The 22,453-nt window shown below is 28.9% G+C and carries 19 protein-coding genes and 1 riboswitch; of the genes, 1 reads left to right on the forward strand and 18 read right to left on the reverse strand.

Annotated elements, in window-relative coordinates; genetic code table 11:
* Positions 1 to 258: 258 nt before the first annotated feature.
* From NG918_RS06415 to NG918_RS06500, 18 genes are all read right to left on the reverse strand, one after another.
* Positions 259 to 2,655, reverse strand: a complete 2,397-nt coding sequence (locus NG918_RS06415) for a homocysteine S-methyltransferase family protein (RefSeq protein WP_252225403.1) — start codon at positions 2,653 to 2,655, stop codon at positions 259 to 261.
* Positions 2,645 to 3,331 carry a methionine synthase gene (locus NG918_RS06420; protein WP_252213715.1) on the reverse strand — a complete coding sequence of 229 codons (687 nt, stop codon included), beginning with the start codon at positions 3,329 to 3,331 and terminating at the stop codon, positions 2,645 to 2,647. The genes NG918_RS06415 and NG918_RS06420 overlap by 11 nt, the downstream gene beginning before the upstream one ends.
* Before the next feature lies 1 nt (position 3,332).
* Positions 3,333 to 3,788, reverse strand: a complete 456-nt coding sequence (locus NG918_RS06425) for an S-ribosylhomocysteine lyase (RefSeq protein ID WP_012423319.1) — start codon at positions 3,786 to 3,788, stop codon at positions 3,333 to 3,335.
* A 12-nt stretch (positions 3,789 to 3,800) separates the two neighbouring features.
* On the reverse strand, positions 3,801 to 4,688 hold the full coding sequence (gene metF, locus NG918_RS06430; protein WP_252225405.1) for a methylenetetrahydrofolate reductase [NAD(P)H]: 888 nt from the start codon (positions 4,686 to 4,688) through the stop codon (positions 3,801 to 3,803).
* A 112-nt stretch (positions 4,689 to 4,800) separates the two neighbouring features.
* A riboswitch (SAM riboswitch) is annotated at positions 4,801 to 4,904 on the reverse strand.
* Between the two features lie 83 nt (positions 4,905 to 4,987).
* A complete protein-coding gene (locus tag NG918_RS06435; protein ID WP_252225407.1) occupies positions 4,988 to 5,938 on the reverse strand; it encodes a glycosyltransferase family 4 protein in 951 nt (316 codons plus the stop codon).
* Between the two features lie 277 nt (positions 5,939 to 6,215).
* Complete coding sequence (locus tag NG918_RS06440; protein ID WP_252213721.1) at positions 6,216 to 7,964, reverse strand: 5'-nucleotidase C-terminal domain-containing protein; 1,749 nt, start codon at positions 7,962 to 7,964, stop codon at positions 6,216 to 6,218.
* Positions 7,965 to 8,110: 146 nt separating this feature from the next.
* Positions 8,111 to 8,752 carry a V-type ATP synthase subunit D gene (locus tag NG918_RS06445; RefSeq protein ID WP_003374514.1) on the reverse strand — a complete coding sequence of 214 codons (642 nt, stop codon included), beginning with the start codon at positions 8,750 to 8,752 and terminating at the stop codon, positions 8,111 to 8,113.
* A gap of 3 nt (positions 8,753 to 8,755) precedes the next feature.
* Entirely contained in the window at positions 8,756 to 10,135 is a 1,380-nt protein-coding gene (locus tag NG918_RS06450; protein ID WP_252213723.1) for a V-type ATP synthase subunit B, read from the reverse strand.
* The gene (locus tag NG918_RS06455) at positions 10,128 to 11,906 is read right to left on the reverse strand and encodes a V-type ATP synthase subunit A (RefSeq protein ID WP_252213724.1); all 1,779 of its coding nucleotides are present in this window, start codon (positions 11,904 to 11,906) and stop codon (positions 10,128 to 10,130) included. Before NG918_RS06455 ends, NG918_RS06450 begins: the two co-directional genes overlap by 8 nt.
* A gap of 17 nt (positions 11,907 to 11,923) precedes the next feature.
* Positions 11,924 to 12,235, reverse strand: a complete 312-nt coding sequence (locus NG918_RS06460) for a V-type ATP synthase subunit F (RefSeq protein ID WP_003373988.1) — start codon at positions 12,233 to 12,235, stop codon at positions 11,924 to 11,926.
* The gene (locus tag NG918_RS06465) at positions 12,228 to 13,229 is read right to left on the reverse strand and encodes a V-type ATP synthase subunit C (RefSeq protein WP_252213725.1); all 1,002 of its coding nucleotides are present in this window, start codon (positions 13,227 to 13,229) and stop codon (positions 12,228 to 12,230) included. The genes NG918_RS06460 and NG918_RS06465 overlap by 8 nt, the downstream gene beginning before the upstream one ends.
* Before the next feature lie 12 nt (positions 13,230 to 13,241).
* Positions 13,242 to 13,832 carry a V-type ATP synthase subunit E gene (locus NG918_RS06470; RefSeq protein ID WP_252213726.1) on the reverse strand — a complete coding sequence of 197 codons (591 nt, stop codon included), beginning with the start codon at positions 13,830 to 13,832 and terminating at the stop codon, positions 13,242 to 13,244.
* Positions 13,833 to 13,866: 34 nt separating this feature from the next.
* Positions 13,867 to 14,352 (reverse strand): V-type ATP synthase subunit K, encoded by a 486-nt coding sequence (locus NG918_RS06475; protein WP_252213727.1) that lies wholly within the window; start codon positions 14,350 to 14,352, stop codon positions 13,867 to 13,869.
* A gap of 13 nt (positions 14,353 to 14,365) precedes the next feature.
* The gene (locus NG918_RS06480; protein WP_252213728.1) at positions 14,366 to 16,330 is read right to left on the reverse strand and encodes a V-type ATP synthase subunit I; all 1,965 of its coding nucleotides are present in this window, start codon (positions 16,328 to 16,330) and stop codon (positions 14,366 to 14,368) included.
* Entirely contained in the window at positions 16,317 to 16,643 is a 327-nt protein-coding gene (locus tag NG918_RS06485) for an ATPase (RefSeq protein ID WP_252213730.1), read from the reverse strand. The genes NG918_RS06480 and NG918_RS06485 overlap by 14 nt, the downstream gene beginning before the upstream one ends.
* A gap of 206 nt (positions 16,644 to 16,849) precedes the next feature.
* The gene (locus NG918_RS06490; protein ID WP_252213732.1) at positions 16,850 to 18,514 is read right to left on the reverse strand and encodes a B12-binding domain-containing radical SAM protein; all 1,665 of its coding nucleotides are present in this window, start codon (positions 18,512 to 18,514) and stop codon (positions 16,850 to 16,852) included.
* A complete protein-coding gene (locus tag NG918_RS06495) occupies positions 18,489 to 19,052 on the reverse strand; it encodes a hypothetical protein (protein WP_252213734.1) in 564 nt (187 codons plus the stop codon). Before NG918_RS06495 ends, NG918_RS06490 begins: the two co-directional genes overlap by 26 nt.
* 194 nt (positions 19,053 to 19,246) lie before the next feature.
* Positions 19,247 to 20,551 (reverse strand): hypothetical protein, encoded by a 1,305-nt coding sequence (locus NG918_RS06500; protein ID WP_252213736.1) that lies wholly within the window; start codon positions 20,549 to 20,551, stop codon positions 19,247 to 19,249.
* A gap of 196 nt (positions 20,552 to 20,747) precedes the next feature.
* Here NG918_RS06500 and spoVB point away from each other — a divergent pair, with 196 nt between their 5' ends.
* On the forward strand, positions 20,748 to 22,247 hold the full coding sequence (gene spoVB / locus NG918_RS06505; RefSeq protein WP_252213737.1) for a stage V sporulation protein B: 1,500 nt from the start codon (positions 20,748 to 20,750) through the stop codon (positions 22,245 to 22,247).
* Positions 22,248 to 22,453: the final 206 nt, after the last annotated feature.

Genomic DNA, 22,453 nt, shown 5'->3' on the forward strand with positions numbered 1-22,453 from the left:
TAAAACATAGCCTTATTTAATATATTGATTTTTCTATTTAAACATTTACACATATAATTGTTAATTTCAAAATATATAACCTTGGATTTATTTATACTTTTAAAAATTCTGAAATCTCTTTATGCATAAAAAAAACTATCCAAAACATATTTATGCATTCAGATAGTTCCTAGTCTTTTAAATCTTTATTTTTAGATTTCTTAAAGTAAATTCCTCTGTCCATGAGCTTTATACTATAATATCAACATTCATTTAAAATTATTCAAATATTTTTTTTGCTATTTCAACTGATTCTCTGGCATCCCTGGCATAATAATCAGCACCTATTTGCTTCGCATATTCATCAGTCAATACTGCGCCCCCTACAAATACCCTTCCTTTATAGCCATTATCCCTTAATCCTTTAATTGTTTCTTCCATACTTCTTAACGTTGTTGTCATTAAAGCACTAAGACCAACTAATTTAATATCATTCTTCAAAGAAACATCTACAACAGTTTCTACTGATACATCTTTACCTAAATCAATTATTTGATATCCATAATTTTCAAGAATTACTTTAACTATATTTTTTCCTATATCATGAATATCCCCTTTTACAGTTGCTAATACAATCTTACCTTTAGATATACTATTTGATTTGTTAATAACTAATCTCTTTTTTATAACTTCAAAGGCCTGTTTAACAGTTTCTGCACATTGTATTAATTGTGGTAAGAATATTTCACCTTTTTCGTATTTTAACCCAACTTCATCTAGTGCCGGTATTAGTATTTCATTAACTACACTAAGTTCATTCATTGTTTTTAAGATATGCTTTGTAGCCTCTTCTGCTTCATCCTTTAATCCTTTTATCACTATATATTTTAAATCAATATTTTCACTTTTAATTACTTCCATATTCTTTTTAGAATTATCTCTTAATTCTCTTTCAACTTTTACATTTCCATATATAGATATATATTTCTCTGATCCTTTATCTATATTAGCCAATACATTATATGAATTTATCACATCCATCATACCAGTACTATTAGGATTCATTATTGGAAGATCTAATCCATTAGCTATTGCCATTGCTAGAAATGTTTCATTTATTAATTCTCTGCATGGCAAACCAAAAGATATATTTGAAACTCCTAGTAATGTTTTTACACCTAATTCTTCTTTAACTCGTCTTAATGCTTTTAATGTTTCTTTCACTTCAGCTTGTTGTGCAGAAGCTGTTAATACTAAGCAATCAATAAATACATTATGTTTCTCTATTCCATATTCTTTAGCTTTTTTTACTATCTTCTCTGCTATCTTAAATCTCTCATCAGCAGTAGCAGGTATACCTTTTTTATCTAATGTAAGCCCTACAACACTTGCTCCATATTTTTTTACCAAAGGTAATATCTTTTCTAATACCTCATCTTCCCCATTTACTGAATTGACAATTGGTTTTCCATTATAATTTCTTAATCCTACCTCAATAGCTTCTATGTTTGATGAATCTATTTGTAATGGTGCATCTATAATCCCCTGAATCTCTTTAACTACTTTCTTCATCATTTCTTTTTCATTTATTTCAGGTAATCCTACATTTATATCAAGTATCTCAGCACCAGCTTCTATTTGTTCTATTGCTTGTTTTAATATATAATCAATATCATTATTTTTAAGTGCTTCTTTAAATAACTTCTTTCCTGTTGGATTTATTCTTTCCCCAATTACCTTTATGCCTTCAATTTTAACAACATTTGATGGTGTACATACAGCTGAAAATTCGATTTTATCTCTTATTATTCTTTTATTATTGTCCGCAAGAACTCTTAATCTTTTAATAAACTCTGGAGTTGTTCCACAACATCCTCCAATTATACTTACACCTTCTTTAACAAATTCATTTACCCAATATTTAAATTCTTCTGAAGTAATGTCATATATTGCTTCACCAAAAGATAACTTAGGTAAACCAGCATTAGGTTGTGTCATTATAGGTAAATTAGTTGCTTTCTTTATTCTTTTTACTATTGGAAGTAATTCTTTAGGTCCTAAAGAGCAATTTATTCCTACAGCATCTGCTCCTATGCCCTCCAGAGTGATTGCCATACTTTCTGGTGTACATCCTGTAAAAGTCCTTCCATTTTCATCAAATGACATAGTACAAAATACAGGTAATCTAGTATTTTCTTTTGCTGCCAAAAGAGCTGCTTTTGCTTCGTAAAGATCTGTCATTGTTTCAATTAATATTAAATCTGCACCAGATTTTTCACCCTGCACTATTTGCCTTTTAAATATTTCATAAGCTCTATCAAAACTTAATGTACCCATTGGTTCTAAAAGTTCGCCTATTGGTCCTATATCTAATGCAATATATACTTTATCATTTCCTTTAGCTTCTTTTGCTAGAGAAATTGCTGCATTTATAATTTCTTCAACTGTATATCCTGTATTTTCTAATTTCAATTCATTTGCCCCAAAAGTATTTGATGTTATAACCATGGCTCCATTTTTAATATATTCTTCATAAATTTTCTTTACTTTTTCACTTTCCTCTATATTAAATATTTCAGGATTTTCTCCAAGTTTTAGTCCCTTTTTTTGAAGCATTGTTCCCATTGCCCCATCAAATACAAGTATATTATCTTTTATGAATTCTTTAAGCCCCACAATTATTCCCCTCTCTTCTAAAACTACAATTGTTATAATTCTTACAAACCTCACATCCTCTTTGTTTTTCCTCTTTTTCCTTTGGAATAACCCCAATTATTGCAGTTACTGATTTCCTAGGAAATAATAAATGATGTGATGATACTGTAAGACCTATTGCTTTATCTGCTTTTAATGTATTCACTATATCCCTTTGAATATCTAATGACAAATCTCCATATCCCGGACTATATCTAAATGTTATAGCACTGTTTTCTTTTCTTACATCTAATCTTATCTTTTCTTCTATTTCATCTAAAAACTCTTCTATTGCTACTGTTGCACAAGCATCTAAAATTAAAGCTTTTGTCAATTCTATTGTTTCATATAGCTTGATTTTTTTCTCTATTTTGCTCCCTACAGTACCTGCTATAAAAAATACTTCCTGTGCATAAAGAAGATGATTTTTAATGTCTTCTCCTTTTAATATTAAACTTGTTCCTTCTACATATATCCCATCCTTTTTAGCATGGTTTTTATACTTAGCACAAACATATTTAGGTATTATTAATTTCTTACATTCATCTATAGTTTCATCTATTAATACATCTATTGATGCTGTTAATTCTTGCTTTTTATAACCTAAATACCTAAGGACTTCATCCTTAGGTATTTTAAGTTGTTTAATATTATACATTTTATTCTCCGTATATATTAAGAGAAAAGCCTCTTTCTAATGCTTCCTTAGCATATTCTTTTGCACCAAATAAAGATAAATCTCTATAATTTCCACATTGAATATCATTAGCAGCAGGTATTTCTTTTGCTTCTAAAACTTTTTCTAATGAGTATTCTAACGCTTCTTTTATTTCTGATGCTTCTCTATCACCCCATATACTTAAATAGAAACCTGTTCTACATCCCATAGGTGATAAATCAATTATACCTTCTAATTTTGCTCTAAGTTCATGTGCTAATAAATGTTCAAGTCCATGCATTGCTGCTGTACCAAATTCTTCTTTGTTAGGTTGAAGAAATCTTATATCAAACTTTGTTACCTTATCTCCAAGCTTACCATCAAGCAAACAACATTTTCTTATGTATGGTGCTTTAACCTTTCTGTGATCTAATTCAAAACTTTCTACTTTTTCCATTATTGTATCCTCCTAAACGAATTGATTTTGATTTACTGTTAATAGAATATTTTCTATACTTTGGCTTATCCTTTTAGCTACATATGGATTATTCATAACATATAAATGTATTCCATCCACACCTGTAGAAATTAGGTCTACGATTTGTTCAACTGCATAAGCAATCCCAGCATCTCTTAAAGCTTCTGGATTATACTCATATCTTTCCATTATTCTTTTAAATTTATCTGGAAGTGATGCTCCGTTTAAAGATAAAATTCTTTCAATTTGTTTTTTATTTGTTACAGGCATAATTCCAGCTTCAATAGGTAAATTTATATTAGCAGCACGAACCTCGTCTTGAAAATTATAATATAAATTGTTATCAAAAAACAACTGAGATATAAAATAAGATGCTCCTGCCTCTTCTTTTCTCTTCATGCTCTCAATTTCTCTATACAATCCTTTATGCTCTATATGGCCTTCTGGATAACATGCTGCAGCTATATTAAATTGTCCATTATCACTTATATGCTTAATTAATTCGTTAGCATGATTTAATTCTCCTGTAATTTTACTTCCTATAGGAACATCACCTCTTAACGCAAGGATATTCTCTATATTATTCTTTTCAAATTCTCTTAAATAATATTCTATATCATTCTTAGTTGAACTAATGCAAGTTAAATGTGATACTGCTTCAATTCCATATTTATTCTTTATAAGAGAAGTTAGCTCAATAGTCTTATTGTTTTTAACACTGCCACCTGCCCCATAGGTAACACTTATATAATCTGGATTTAATCCTTTTAAATCATCTAATGTATTATAAATAGTTTGTATGGATGATGTTATTTTAGGTGGAAAAATTTCAAATGAAAAAACCACCTTTTTGTCTCTGAATAAATTTTTAATATTCATTTTTTGCCCCCTTTAAATAAAAAATTGTCAAAGCAACTGTAGAAAAGAATAAAAAAAATGCCTAAAGGGTATTCCTTTAGGCATAATAAACTTCTACACTAAAATAAAATTACCCTTATCTATCAGTCATTCACTGCAGGATTTAGCACCTTATATACATTATATATTGGTTGCCGGGTTTCATCGGGCCAGTCCCTCCACCACTCTTGATAAGAAATTATTTCTAATTATACATTACTCTATTTAATTTGTAAAGTTTTTCTTTTAAATAATCCATAATCTATATGTACTTTTCATTATTAAATTTTAATAAGTAAAAGTATAATAGAAATTAAACTAAAAACAGAACTTATTATCATTATGTAATTTACAACTTGCTTTGGTGTGAATCCTTTTTCTTCAAGTCTAAAATGTATTTGACTTCTATCTGCTTGATAAACAGGTTTTCCTTCTGAAAATCTTTTAAAAATAACAAATAAATTATCAAATATTGGTACAGCTAAAGCCAAAATAGGTATAAATAAACTCAGCACAGTAGCTTGTTTAAATGCACCGTCTAATGCTATAACACTTAATATGAATCCTAAAAAATTAGCACCTGAATCTCCCATAAACACTTTTGCTGGGTACCTATTATAACATAAAAATCCAAGTATAGATCCTATTAATATTATTGATGTTTCTGCTGATACTTGTTGTCTTAATATTATTGCTGCAACCAAAAAAGTTATTGCTGAAATAAGTGAAATCCCACCTGCTAATCCATCCATACCATCAGACCAATTAATTACAGTTGTGACTCCAAATATCCAAGTTATTGTTAGTAAAAATTGTATGGTTTTACTTAACTCTATAAATTCTCCAGTAAATGGATTAGTAAATCCCATAAATGCTATTCCTGCCTTAAAAACAAGTACAGCTGATAACAATTGAATAATCAATCTTGGAAGTATAGCAAATTCTTTAAATCTTGTTTTATAATAATCATCTATAAGTCCTATTAATAATATTGCTGTTGCTGCTATAAATACAACTATTTGTTGTTTTATATCATCTTTTACAAATAAGAAAAAAGAAATAAAAAAACATATGTATAATACTATTCCACCACATAATGGGGTTTCTTTTTTATGTTGTTTTCTTTTTGTTGGTTTATCTGTAAATTTTAATTTAATTGATAGTTTCATTACTATTGGCATAATTAATAGCGATAACAATAATGTAACTATCATAGCTAATATATATTGCATTTTATTATCTACTCCTTAGCTAAATAAAAATACTATTAGTTAAAGTTATCCACGTTTGATTATACTATTAAAGCCATATCTTATCAATTACAAAATTATTAAGGTTTTCTAATTATAGAAAAAAGCGTATTAAAATTAATTTAATTCTTTATGACTCATTTCTTAAGCTTCAACTAAATTTGCATTTGACTTCTCTAGAAACTCTCAATAATATAATTTTTCAAAAAAAGCAGAAACATTTTTATCATGTTTCTGCTTTATTTATAACTAAAATAAATTATGCTGGAATTTTAATTTGATCTCCTACATATATTAAATCTGGATTTTGTAAATTATTATATTGTGCTAATGTTTGCCATGTAGTATTATTTCTTCTAGCTATTTTAGAAAGATTATCACCTGCAATTACAGTATATACAGTTTCTGTTTTAGTAGATACTTGTGATTCTTGAACTGTTGGTGCTGCTTGAACTGAAACTACGTTATTTTGATTTGTTACTACTTGTTTACCATTTTCTTTAACTTGTATTCTACCTAAAGTAATATCACTCTTCATACCATTGTCATTTAAATATTTTGCAAAAATATCATCATATGTTGCAAATTCTCCTACAACAGTAGTTTTAAGCATTGTATATCCATCTCCACCTTGAGATAAGAAATCATTTATTGCTACAGTATATTCTTTATTTAAATCAATTGGATTTTCGCCAACTTTTACATCAAAAACTCTATTTCCTTTTTCCTTTGTTGGATCAAATGAGAATGTCATTCCACTTACTTGTAAAAATCCACCTTGTTCTGTTGGATATGCCCCCACTGATACTTCAAGAGCCTTAACTATATCACTACCTGATAATTTTACAGTTTGTGCTACACTACCAAATGGAAATAATTCTGCAAGTTTTCCTTTAGTTATATCTCCTGGTTCTATTGAAGTTCTTAAAGATCCTCCATTTACAAATGCAATATCAGCTTTAGTTATATCTCTAGTTGCATCTGCTGTTATATTTCCAAGGTTTGTTTCTTTAGTTCTCACATTTCCTCTAACACCATCTAGTAGTACATCATTGCTTGCAACAACTTCTGAAAATACTTTGTCATTTTCAGCTTGTATATCTTTTAATAAATCTGTTACTTTTTCATCTTCTTTTAATTCTTTATAATCTTTTGAATTTAATAATTTTGCTTTTTTGTCTGTAACTTTTTTATCTTTAACTTCTAATTCTACTACACCAAGATTTTGATCATATTCACCTGTTTGTGCTATTAATGTATTATTAACTACTAAGCCATCATTTAAAGTTGTATGGCTATGTCCATCTATTATTACATCAATCCCTTTAACTTTTTCAGCAATTTGCTTAGATGTTACAACTGAACTATCATCTAACCCTACATGAGTTAAAGCTACAATAACATCTGTCTTATCTTTTAATTCTTTAACCATTTCTTCTGATACCTTTATAGGATCTTCAAAAGTTATATCCTTTACATTAGCAGGATTTGTTTTATATGCTGTTTCCGGGGTTGATATTCCAAAAACACCAATTTTAACATTTCCCTTTTCTACGATCTCATATGGTGGTAGCATATTTTTTCCATTCTTTTTTACATTAGCATCTAGCATCTTAAAATTTTTAGCTAATTTACTTAATTCCATTAACCTTTCATTTCCATAGTTAAAATCATGATTACCTGGAACCATAAAATCATAACCAGCTGCATCTAATATTTTAACAGCATTTTCACCTTTACTAACATTAACTATTGGTTTTCCATGTAAAGTGTCTCCAGCATCTACTAATAATGTATTTGGATTTTCCTTTTTAGTTTCATTTGCTATAGTTGCAATCTTTGCAAATCCAAACCCACCGTCTGCTGACAATACTCTGCTATGAGTATCATTTGTATGAATTATTGTTATTTTGGTACTATCATCTTTGCTAGCTGCCCACACAGCAGTAGTATTTAAACTAAAAATTAATGTAAGCGATAACATAGCACTTAAAATCTTCTTTTTCATATTTAATCCCCCCTGATTAATTATAAGTTATACACTTAATTATGGTATATATTTGAATTTTTTTCAAGTACTTCTTATATTTTAGTAATTTTATTTTATATATTAAGATAGAAAAAAAAAAGGAACGCTTAAGCGTTCCTTTTATATTAACCTCTTTGTTCAATCATGCTCTTAACTTTCATTAATCTAGTTGTAGCCGATCTTTCATTTTCATCAAGTCTCATTCTAATATACTTTATAGTCTCTTGAAGTTGAGGAATAGTCATATATTCAAGAGCATTAACTCTTCTTCTAGTACTTTCAATTTCGTTAGCCATTAACTGACATGACTTTTCTACTTCTGCAAGTTCTAGTAATTGCGGAAGAATTTCATAAAGTTTAGAAAGAGTATCATCAAGTTCTGATGATGTATTGGCAAATCCGTATGGATATATACTTCCTTCATCACCTTCAAGTTGTCTCTTAAAGTTCATAACAGGAACAGATACGCTCATTACGTTCTTTTCGCCAACTTCAACAGAAATATGTTCCTTAGGATATACAATAGCTTCTTCTAGGAATTCAGAGCTCATAACGGCTCTAGCCATAACGAAATCCTTAAGGGAACCTTGCAGATTATCTTCCACTTCTTTTCTTAGCTTATTATTATATTTAACAAGGTTAATGAATTGTCTCATTAATTCATCTTGTTTATCTTTTAAAAGCTTATGACTTCTTGTTGAGGTAGTTAATCTTTTTTTAAGTTTAGAGAGTTCCATTCTAGTAGGATTAACATTTAGCTTTGCCATAGACTACTCTTCCTCTCTTGGCATATATTTTTCAAGGTATTCGTCTCTAATTCTCTTAAGCTCAGTTCTAGGAAGCATCTTTAATAACTTCCATCCTAAGTTTAGAGTTTCTTCAATTGTTCTATTTGTATTAAAGCCTTGAGATACATACTCGTCTTCAAAAGCTTCTGCAAATTTAGCAAGTTTCTTATCAGTATCTGATAAAGCAGATTCTCCTAAGATTGCTGATAATTCTTTTGCTTGCTTACCTTGTGAATATGCCGCAAATAATTGGTTCATAGTATCTGCATGGTCTTCTCTAGTCTTGCCTTTACCAATACCCTTATCTTTAAGTCTTGAAAGTGATGGTAAAACATCTATTGGAGGCATTATACCCTTCTTATATAATTCTCTTGAAAGGATAATTTGACCTTCAGTAATATATCCAGTTAAATCTGGAATTGGATGAGTTTTATCATCTTCAGGCATTGTAAGTATTGGAATTTGAGTGATTGAACCCTCTTTACCTCTAAGTCTTCCTGCTCTTTCATATAATGTAGAAAGGTCAGTATAAAGATAACCTGGATATCCTCTTCTACCTGGAACTTCTTTTCTAGCTGCTGAAATTTCTCTTAATGCTTCTGCATAGTTTGTAATATCAGTCATTATAACTAGAACTTGCATTCCTTTTTCATAAGCTAAGTATTCAGCACAAGTAAGAGCCATTCTTGGTGTAGCTATTCTTTCGATAGCTGGGTCAGATGCTAAGTTCATGAATAGAACTGATCTATCGATGGCACCTGTTGATTTAAATTCATCTACGAAGAATTGAGCTTCTTCGAAAGTGATACCTATAGCTGCAAATACAATGGCAAACTTAGAATCTGAATTTAAAACTTTCGCTTGTCTTGCAATTTGTGCTGCAAGTTCTGCATGTGGAAGTCCTGCTGCTGAGAAAACAGGTAACTTTTGTCCTCTAACTAGAGTGTTAAGTCCATCAATTGCAGAAACTCCTGTTTGAATAAATTCTGATGGGAAGTCTCTAGCCATAGGGTTAATAGCTTCACCATTTATATCTACTCTTTTTTCGGGTATTATGTCTGGACCATTATCATTAGGTCTACCCATACCATCAAATACTCTTCCTAACATGTCTTCAGATACACCAAGTTCAAGTGGTCTACCTAAGAATTTAGCTTTAGTACCTTTTAAATTTATTCCTGAAGATCCTTCGAATATTTGAACCATTGCTTTTGATCCATTAACTTCTAGAACCTTACCTCTTCTTTTTTCACCAGTATGAAGTTCAATTTCAACTAGTTCATCATACTTAACGCCTTCAACACCTTCAACAACCATCAAAGGGCCAACAACTTCAGTAACTGTTCTATATTCTTTAAGCATTTGCTACCCCTCCTTTGCTTATTAGGTTATCAATTGCAGTTTTTAAGTCTACAGCGATTTGATCAATTTTATCTAAATCATCTTCGTGTATGTACTTACTTCTAGCAATTCTATCTTTTAAGTCTTCCATAGCTAAGATATCATTTAAGTATACTCCAGCTTCTAAAGCTCTTTCTGCTTCTTTTCTATATCCTAATATAAGACTTAGCATCTTATATTGTTTCTTTAATGATGTATAAGTATCAATTTCATGGAAACCATTTTGTTGTAAATAGTCTTCTCTGATTGATTTAGCAACATCTAATTTTAATCTATCTTTTTCAGATAATGCATCAATACCAACAAGTCTTACGATTTCTTGTAATTGAGCTTCATCTTGAAGTATAGTCATAGCTTCTAATCTTAATGCTCCCCAATTTTCAGCAACATTACCATTCATCCACTTGTCTATTGTATCAGCATATAATGAATATGATGTTAACCAGTTAATAGTTGGGAAATGTCTTTGATATGCAAGTTGTGCATCTAGACCCCAGAACACTTTAACTATTCTAAGTGTTGATTGTGATACTGGTTCTGAAATATCTCCTCCTGGAGGTGATACTGCACCGATTGCTGTTATAGAACCAATTCTTCCATCATTACCTAAACATTCAACTTTACCAGCTCTTTCATAGTAGTCAGCAAGTCTTGATCCAAGGTAAGCTGGATATCCTTCATCACCAGGCATTTCTTCAAGTCTACCAGACATTTCTCTTAATGCCTCAGCCCATCTTGAAGTTGAGTCAGCCATTATTGATACTGCGTATCCCATATCTCTGAAATATTCAGCTATTGTAATACCTGTATATATTGAAGCTTCTCTAGCCGCAACTGGCATGTTTGAAGTATTCGCTATAAGAACTGTTCTCTTCATTAAACTTTCGCCAGTCTTAGGGTCAATAAGTTCTGGGAACTCATTAACAACGTCTGTCATTTCGTTACCACGTTCTCCGCATCCAACGTAAACAACGATTTCTGCATCTCCCCATTTAGCAATTTGATGTTGTGTTACTGTCTTACCAGCTCCGAATGGTCCTGGAATAGCAGCAGCTCCACCTTTAGCAACAGGGAAAAATGTATCTATAACTCTTTGTCCTGTAAGCATTGGCTCAACTGGGTTAATCTTTGCTGAATATGGTCTTCCTTTTCTTACTGGCCATTTTTGCATTAATTGAACTTCTCTATCGCCTTTTTCAGTTTCAACTATAGCAATTGTTTCAGTAACTGTGAAGCTACCAGCTTTAATTTCTTTTATTTTACCTTCAACTCCAATTGGAACCATTATTCTTTGTTCAACAACTGGTGTTTCTTGTACTGTACCTATTACAGTTCCAGATTTAACTTCATCTCCAACTTTTGCTGTTGGTTTAAAATCCCACTTCTTTTCTCTATTTAATGAAGGAACTGATACTCCTCTAGTTAAGAAGCTTGACTTAGCAGCCTCCATAAATGCATCTAGCGGTCTTTGTATTCCATCAAACATTGATTCAATAAGTCCTGGTCCAAGTTCAACACTTAAAGGTTCTCCAGTTGTAACAACTGGATCCCCAGGTCCTATTCCTGAAGTTTCTTCATATACTTGGATTGATGCCTTATCGCCTCTCATTTCGATGATTTCTCCGATAAGACCCTTTTCTCCAACCTTACAAACGTCATATATATTAGCTTCATCCATACCTTCAGCAACTACTAAAGGTCCTGAAACTTTAATTATCTTTCCGGTCTTCACCTTACCAACCTACCTTTCTATAAAATATTAACGCCTACAGCTTTTTCTACGTTATCACTTATTCTTTGCATACCTATATTTAATGTTCCTTGATTGCTTGGAATTAATATTACAGCAGGAAGTACTTCTTTATTGTATCTTTCAATTGTTTCTTCGATACCTTGTGCAACATGTTCTGTTACAAAAACAACTGCGTAATCATTCTTTGCTAATTTATCAACAGTTTTTTTTGCTTCTTCGTTTCCAACTACAGGGAAAACGTCGATACCTAAAGCTTTAAAAGCTAAAACTGAATCCTTATCACCAACTACACCTATTTTCTTAAACATAAATATCACGCAGCCTTTCTCTAATTACTTCCGCAGAAATATTATTGAGTTTGCCAACCATTACAATTCTTATAATCTTTATTTCTGTTTCTTTTGCATAAATATAAGCTACTAAAGGCTCGACTCCAAAAGGTATTATTTTAGCGTCTTTCATCATATCCATGATATAGTTATCAACTAACTTTTCTAATAAACTCACAGAACCTGTCTTTGTATAGTACTCTATACCTGATTTTATTAAATCATTATAATCAGTGAACGAAAGCTTATTAGATATGTTTTCTACTGCATCATTTAACATTCCTAATAACTTATCTTTATCTAAAGAACCTCCTTCAATAATAACTGAAGCAAAGAATTCCCTGCCTTTGTTTTGCTTTTTAACTCTTAAAAGAGTTTTCAAGTTTGTAGAATCTATAAGAGCTTCTACGTATTTATTAACAAAGTTATCTTTTATTTCATTCTTAATTTGTACTAATTGTTTAAACATATATTTATCTAAAATAATGTCAAGTATTTGAGGATCTTTAGTATTTTCAAATTTATCCTTTGACTCTTCTATTGCTTCTCTCATAACTTTAGGTAAATCTCTTAATTCATTATTTTCTACTAAATACTTTAATCTTGAAGCTTCAATAGTTCCAACATGAATTAATAGATAAGATAAATCTTTCTTTAAAAAGATACCTTTTAATATTACTTTTATATTTTGATAATCATATTTAATACTCATTAAGTCAACAAGAGATTTCATTGGACTTATTTCATACATTAAATGAAACAATCTTTTTAATTCTTCACTTAATATAATTTCATAGTCTTCTGCTCTCTTAACATTTGTCATAACATTGGCATACTCTGTTTCTTGAAGCACTTTTAATGCTTCATTGGCAGAATTGGAATCGATCATTCTGTCAATCTTTGATTTATCAAGGAGTTTTGTTTCGTATACTCTTAGTCTCGGTATAACTTGACTAAATTGCATTATATCCATTAGTTAACCTCCTTAACTAAACAATACTCTTGCTACTTCAAGACCCATTTCATCTTTTAATGAATTTACTAAAGCTTCAAAAGTATTATTTATTTCTATGCCATCTTTCTCTAATACGAATCCGCCTTTAAAGTTTCCAGCTTTATCACTTAGAGTTATATTTCCTTTTGAACCAATTTCTCTATTTAATTCTGCTACAAAATCAGAATCAATCATTTTCTTCCCTTGTTCATTTAATATTAAATTTTCATCTCCTGAAATATTGCTATTTAATATTACAGTTTTTACAAATCCTTTAAAATCATCACTTGATGCATTACAAAGTTCTTCTATAGTAGTTTCAAAAACTTCACTAATAACTGTTTGTTTTGATTTTAACTTCTCGTTTCTTGCTTGTAATTCTGCACTAGAAATGATTCTTTCTTCTCTTGCTACAGCTTCTGTTTCAGCTTTTTTTACAATAATCTTTTCTTCCGAAGCAGCTTTTTCTTGCTTTTTAGCAATTATCTTACTTTTCTTCTCTTCAGCTTCTGATAAGATTATTCTTTTTTTATCTTCCGCATCTTTTACGATTTTAGAAGTTAAATTATTTATGTTAGACATAATCTTCACATCCTAATTCTATAATAAGCTATTATTAAAATACACCATTTACTAATAAGAATGATACAACGAATCCTAATAATGCATAAGTTTCAACCATCGCTGCAAGAACCATACCTTTAGTGTTGTGTTCTGGGTTTTTAGCTAATATTTGAATACCAGCAGCTGCTGCTTTACCTTGAGCAATTCCTGACCATAAACCAGTGATAGCTATTGGTAAACAAGCAAATAATAAGTATAAACCTTGTGAAAAAGTTGTTTCTGGACTTAATTGTAAAAATACTAATAATCCTATAACGAATCCATAAAGACCTTGTGTACCTGGTAATAATTCAAGAATTAACGCTTTACCAAATTTTTCTGGTTGTTCTGATAATAATCCTGCTGCTGCTTCACCTACGATACCAACACCTTTTGATGATCCTATTCCTGACATTCCTACTGCTAAAGCAACACCTAGTGCTCCCATAACAAATCCACCGTTATTTTCTAAAAAAAACTTAATCCAACTCATATCCATTTTAAATGTCCTCCTACTCTTCTCTTAAATTAATGTATTCATTTTTTGCTTCAAGTGGCTCAAATGCTTTTCCACCACCATCGTAAAATTTTGAGAAATATTCTACATAAGTAAGTCTTAATGTATGAACATATCCACTTAATAATGATAATAATAAGTTTACTGTTTGGAACATGATAAATATTAATGGTGCAAACAGAATAGTTCCTAAAAGTGAATTACCATTATCTGATACCATTCCCATAATCATGTTTATAGCTCCTGCTATAGATCCACCTGATAAACCTATTGCCATAAGTCTTGTGTATGATACTAAGTCACTTATGTATCCTGTAATACCATATAATTCATAAAGACCTTGGCCTATTTTTCCACCTGTTGATTCCATTTGTCTTCCTTGTGTTAAAACAATTAATATAGAACCAATAATGGCACCTGCTATAGATGCTGTTTTTAGTACTGGTATATTAAGCATTGATCCAGCTCCAATTCCTCCAATAGAACATAGAGTTATAAGCCATGATCCAACATCCATAAAAGCATCTAATTTCTTTCCTGCCCTTATTAATACAGCTGCTTTTATAAATAATCCAAACACAATTTGAATTGCACCAAATACTACTGACATAACTAGTATTGTCATAACATCTGTACTTGTATCAATTAAACCTTTAATACCTATTAAGTCTCCAAAGAATGAACCATAAATTAATCCAAATATAATTGTTGGGAAACTTAAATACATAAAGAACTTAACCATTTTTTTCGTTTCTGCATTAAAATTAAATAACTTTAATGCTCCAAGAGTTCCTAATAACAATAATAATCCATATCCTGCATCTGCAACCATCATTCCAAAGAAAACCAAATAGAATGGTGTAACAAATGGAGTGGGGTCTATATCATTATACTTAGGTAAAGCATACATTGATGTTACTGATTCGAATGATGCATTTAAATCATTGTTTTGCAATTTAATAGGTACATCATCAATTTCTTCTTCTTTAACATCTTCAAAAGCTAAATAGTAATCCTCACCTAATACATCCTTAGTAATTTGAGTTAACCTATCATTTTTTTCACTAGGAACCCATCCTTGTAATAAGACTGTTTTATCAGTCTTCAAAAATCTATTAGTAATAGATTTTCTATTTACTAAGTTATAGTAATATTCATAAGCTAATTTCAAGCTTTCTAAATTTTCCTCAAATCCTGCTAATTCTTCTTTTACTAAGAACTTTTCAGAATCAATTAAGGACATTCTTTCATTATATTCTTGAATAAGCTTTAAAGGGAGTTCTTTCTCATCTGTTTTAAACGGACTAAATCCAAACCCTCTTAGTACCTCTTCCACTTCTTCTTTCTTATCCTTATGAGCTAAAAGGAAGAAGTAAGTGTCTTGATTGTCTTTTGATATAATTTCTAAATAACAATCACTCAAATCATTTTTCAATGCTTCCTCATATTGGTTAGCAATGCTTCCTAAGAAATATTCAGTTACTTTTAAATCATCTAAAGATCCTAATGCTAAATCAAAATTCTCATATGGTTTTAAACTTTGAACATTTCCTTGTAATCTAGTCTTTTCATTGTCTAATGAAGCTAAAGTATGCTCTTTTTCTTTAACTTTATCATAGACACCTTCCCATTCTCCATTTAATACTTTTTTTTCTAGTTCTTTAGGAGTTAATGAAAGTTTTTCTGTACGTAAAGACTTTATTAATGATTGTTTAGGCACATAGTCCTTTAAGAACTGTAGGGCAAATTTAGCTTTTGATAATTCTTCTTCCCACCTTGATATGTCAGAATCAATTTCATCCTTATCTAACTCATTAAGAACTTCATTTTTTTCTTGAATATTCTCATCTTGTAGATTGATAAATTCAACTTCTGCGAAGTTTTGTACTCTTTCAAGAAGTTCATTTTTCTTTGATTCAAAGGCTAACAAGGTGAACTTATTCATCTTAACTATTGCCATGAATCTTCACTATCCTCTCAATCACTAATTTAACAGCATTATTTTTCTTATCTGCAGATATATGTAGTATATCTTCTGATTCTTGCTTGCCCTTATTTATTATAGGCTCTGCTTTTTTATTTGCTGCTTCTACAGCATTTGAAATAATTTTATTTGCTTTTTCTTTTGCAGAAGATAAAGTATCAAGATATTGCTTTTCTGCTTCATCTGTAGCTTTCATAACAATATCTTTAGCTTCATTATTAGCTTCTTTAAGAATTTCTTCTGCTTGAGCCTCAGCTTTTTTTATTTCTTCAATTGCTTCTAATGCCAAAATATCACCACCTTCATGCCCTTAAATATAAAAATAATATATATATTAATACTTTATATAGTATTAATTACTTTGTGTCTATTTTATTATACACTCTTTTTGTATATTTTCAAGAATTTTAAATTATTAAATGCTAAAATCGGTCAAAATTCAGTAAAGTATCTGTTATGTAAATGTTATCTTTATTTTACATCCTTTTACTTCTTCTAACTTATTTTTAGATTTATATAATCACCAGTATTATTAAACAAATAATAACTTTCTGATATTTGTATATTTCCATTTAAAATATACTCCTCAATATTTATTGAGAATTTTTCTAAATAATACTCCTTAAATGAATATTTATGCTTTAATTTATCTTTTATATCTTTTTCATCTTCTTTTTTAATATTACTTCTTAAAAAATCTGGTAATCCACGCTTTTTATTGAATATTAAATAATCAAATTTTAGTATTTCATTTAATATATCGTTATTATCTTTCAAAACTTCATTATTAAAGTCTAAAAATACTTTATAATATTCTATATTTCCAATGTTTTTATTAAAATATCCTTTTCTATGAAAAAATTTTCCTAGTGAATAATAAAATTCAAATGGTGTATCAAATTTACTCTCAAAAAATCTAATAATATTATTGAATTTTTTGGAATTATAATATTTATCTACCATAGCTTCTACCTTTTTTAATTTTAGTAGTTCATCATAATTAATGCAATCAGTCTTTAATATTTCATATGGTGGATAAGGCGAAAATTTCATTTTATACTTTTCAGCTTCTTCTCTCATTGAAGATCCCTTTAATAGTTTTAAAAAACCTAATTGAATTTCTTCTGGTCTTATTTTATAAACATCATTAAAAGAATTAACAAATGAATCATAATCCTCCCCTGGAAGACCAGCTATTAAATCTAAGTGTTGATTAATATTTTTTATAGCCATAAGTTCATCAACCTTTTCTTTTATGTCTTCAAAATTAACAAATCTATTTATATTATTAAGAACCTTGTCATTTGTCGTTTGAACTCCAACTTCAAATTGAAATCTTCCCTTTGGTGCTTTTGATAATAACTTAATTTCTTCTTCTTTTAAAATATCTGCTGATATTTCAAAATGAAACTTTGTTTCTGTATCTGTTTCTATCAAAAACTTCCATATAGCCATTGAAAATTTATAATTACAATTAAATGTACGATCTACAAATTTAACTAACCTAACTCTTTTATCGATGAAATACTGCAATTCCTTTAGTACTCTTTCAATATTTAAAAATCTCACACCATGACTTGTTGATGAAAGACAATATTTGCAATTAAAAGGACATCCTCTTGAAGCCTCATAATAAACTATCTTATTATCTAAATTTTCATAATCTTCATATGGAAATACTAAGTCATCCATAGACATAAGAGGTCTTTTTTCATTAGAATATACATTTCCATCTTTTTTATAGTGAAGACCTTTTATCTCATTTACATTCTTTAAACCAAGTTTATATAAAATAAAATCTCTATATGTCTTTTCACCTTCACCTTCAATAACATATTCTCCAATGTTATTTTCTAAAAACTTATGTGAATCAAATGACACCTCTGGTCCTCCATATAAAATTTCAATATTTTCATCAACATTCTTAATAAGATTAGACAGTCTTGTAACCATTTCTACGTTCCATATATAAACTGAAAAAGCAACAACATCAGGCTTTTCATTAATAATTTCTTCTAATATCTTTTCTTCTCTATCATTAATAGAAAATTCCCTTATTATACTTTCACAATCCATATCTTTAGTAAAATTTCTTAAATATCTAACTGCTAAATTACTATGAATAAATTTAGAGTTAATTGCTGTAAGTAATATCCTCATTCGTATTTGTCTCCTCTACTTCTTTAGAGTTTATTTCATTTTTAAGTTTTTTAGCTCTTATAAAAAACATATCCTCCCAAACTTTTATCTCTTCTATATCAAAATATTTTAAAAGTATCTTTTTTATATCTTCTACATTTGAACTTATTATTGGATTCAAATTTTTAAATGTAAATTCTTTTACTTTACCCTTTGGAAGTATAACTCTTATTTTATTATTAAATAATTTACCTCTTTCTTTATTAATATCCCAAATTAATATTTCTCCATTCTCTTTTATATAAGAATTAATTTCTTTAATTAACTTTTCTTTTTCTATGTTACTCCAAAATCTATTTAAATTAAAAAAAAGTGTACATGCGTCATATTCACTTCCTTCTAACCCCTCTTTATCATTACTAAAAACATAATCAAGTGACAATTCTGATTCTACTTCTTTGGAAATACTGTATATTACACCAAAATTTTCTTGTCCAACATCTAATACGTCACCTTTTAAATTAATGTCTTCTAAATTAATAACTAATGTTTTCCCCATAAAATTCCCCTCTTTTCCCTCTAAATATATATTCTATCATTATTAAGCGTATTATTAAAGTTATGGAAACAATTTTTTTAATAATATTAAGTCTAAAAATTTAAAATTTCATAAAAAAGTTTAATTAAAATAAGAAACCACTCTATAATATTTACTTTTATAGAGCAGTTTCTATTTCACTTTAAGGCTTTATTTTAAATACTCTTATTCTTTTTATTATTAAATCTAATTATATTTAGTATGAGCAAACTAAATAAAAGAACTATTATAAATATCCAAACTGGCTTTGGTAAGTTGAAATTTAGTCCTAAATTACCACATTGTAATTTATATATGCAACCTATACCTGAATCTAATATATATATATTACCACATGAGTATTTTATTCCTTTTACATCACTTTCACCTTTTAATTTTAACAGCTTGTATAAAACACCATTTGAATTTACTGAACTTATAACGTTATTCTTTTTATCATAAAATACATTAGAATCTTTTTCTAAAATTTTACCTTCTTTATCTATTGCTAAACATTTAATACTATTAACTTTAGAAAATTGATATTCTGGTCCATCAACAATTTTATTAGGTGGATTATTTATTATAGGCATTAATTTATTTTCATCATTAAATCTTGGTGAACTTATTGGATCCCCTCCACTAAAATCTGGCCATCCATACCAGTTTTCTTCCTGTAATTTGTATAAATAATCAAAATCTCTTTTAACAGGTCTTACTCCTTTCTCCTCCATACCACCAACTATTGCTATTAAATTATTATTGCTATCTAAGTCCCACCCTGTTATATTTCTTATTCCACATGCATATAGAGAGGTCTTATTAGTTTTTAAATCTATTTTTATAACAGATGCGTTTCCAAATTTTTCAGCACTTATTTTTTGACCTCTAATACTTGAATTGGTATATGGCATATATGCCCCTGTTTTTTCTTCTCCATAATTTTCACCATTCAATACAATATTTATAGGACTCTTATCGTATGGAATTTTGTTAAAATCTATTTCTCCATTACCTTCTGCAATTCCGGAATTAGTTGCTGCTCCAATTGATAAAAGTAAATTTGAATCCTTAACAATAAGATTTCTATCAAGATTTTCACCGTTTGTTGGTATTTCTTTTAGAATTACCTCCAGAAATTTACTTGCCATATTATAATGATAAAGTTCATCATTTGAAATAAAATACATATCATCCTTTGTACAAACTATACTTTCTATAGAAAACGACTTATTTTCTACCAATGTTTCTTCTCTTCCATCATCTTTTAATAATTTTATATAGTTCTTATACGCCACATATGTATTTTCATATTCATCTTTATCAAAAGCCACTGCATTCTTACAATTTTTTGATGAAATACTCCAATCTATATTATCTTTTAAAATGTTTACTCTATAAATTCCTGAAAATTTAAACAATAAAAAAGCTAAACTTACTATTATAACGGAACTAAATAAAAATTGACAAAATCTTTTCAAATCTTAACCCCCTCAATATAAAATTAACCATATATTTTCCCTTGTTAAATTTATATTTTAAATCTAATAAAATATACCCTTAAGCTTAACCTTTTAAATTAAAATGTTTATCATATCTTAACTTTTAATTTAAAATGTTCATATTTAGTCATTACTTTGAATATGCTTTATTGTAATTTAAAGGAGTGAATTAGATTTGAGTAAGGACAACTTTTTAAAGAATTCTTTTTTACTGACGGCTTCTAATATAACAACAGGAATTCTTGGATTTATATTTACTATATATTTGTCTAAAATACTTGGTCCCGAGGGTATGGGCTTATATAACTTAGTTATGCCAATTTATAATTTGTTCATATGCCTTATGAGTGCAGGAATCGTAGCTGCTATTTCTAAAATATCTGCAATATATAAACAAAAAGGAGAATATAAAAATATAACTAGAACTATACGAATTGTTTCTCTTTTTAACATAACCTGGGCTCTACTTATTGGCATAATGGTTTTTTTTGCTGCACCAATAATAGGTAAATATGGTGTTAATGATGTGCGAACTATTGATGCTATACGTGTTATATGTCCAGCTATGGTTTGTATTGCAATTTCAAATATTTTTAAAGGCTATTTTTATGGAACATCGGAAATAAAAGCACCTGCTATTATTGATATTTTTGAAAAAGCTATGAGAATTGTAACTGTAAGTATTTTAATATTTTTCTTAAAAGCTAAGACACTTCAAAATATGGTTACATTAGCTACTGTTGCATTATGCATTGGTGAATTTCAAAGCTTATTATGTTTATTTATTTACTATAAATACACTGTAAAAAAAATTCCAAAATCATATGAAAAACCAGAAGGTAGATTTCAATTATTGTTTGATGTAATAATAGTAGCAATTCCTTTATGTTTAAATGGCTTCCTAAGCAATATTTTAGCTACACTTTGCACTTTAGTTGTACCTAGGAGATTAGTATGTGCTGGTTTTAATTATTCTGAAGCCTTAAGCTTAATAGGTAAATATAATGGTATGGCTATGGGATTGATCGCTATTCCTCTTATTGTTGTTTCAACTATAAATACTTTGCTTATACCAGATCTTTCGCAAACTTTAAGTCAAGGAAATCAGTATAAGGCTTCTCTTCGTATTAGAAAAGTAATTAAACTAGCCTTTTTACTTGGACTTTCAACGACTATAATATGCAATATCATTCCTGATGAATTAGGAAAAATTTTTTATGGCAGAAATGATTTAGGTCCATATATAAGAGTTGCATCACTTGCTGCACCGATTTTCTTCACTTCTACTACTATGTTTGGAATTTTAAATGGTCTTAATAGGCAGGGTGTTATTCTTAGAAATTCATTAATTGAAGCTTCAATTGAGTTAGTATGCTTATATGTATTTACATCAATACCGTGTATAAATATTTTTGGTAATAGTATAACTCTATTTATAGCTTGTGGTATTGGATTATCACTTAATTTATACGAAGTTAAGAAACATATTAATATAAATTTAAATTTTACAAATGTAATAATATACTTACTTCTTGGTATTTTAAGCTTTTTAATTATTAATATATTCGCTAAAAATGTTTTAGTTAATTTACCTATAGTAAATAGTTTTATGGTAATTGGTTTAACTTTTATAATATTTTTATATCTTGGAACCTTTGGAGAAAGCGATGTTTAATAATGTATTTACTACTTATTTTAATTAAAAACTGGGAAATTAGAATTTTTAATTTTTGACAAACATAAAAAGTTCATGTTTCTAAACTCTACATTTAGAAACATGAACTTTCTCCTTAATTATGTTATATCCTATTTCTCAAACTCACATCAAGATTCTATTCAAACATAGATAAAATTATTTGGTTCTGTTTTAAATGCGTGTTG

Origin of the sequence: Clostridium sp. ZBS2 (genome assembly GCF_023845855.1) — a bacterium.
GTDB lineage: Bacteria > Bacillota > Clostridia > Clostridiales > Clostridiaceae > Clostridium > Clostridium aquiflavi.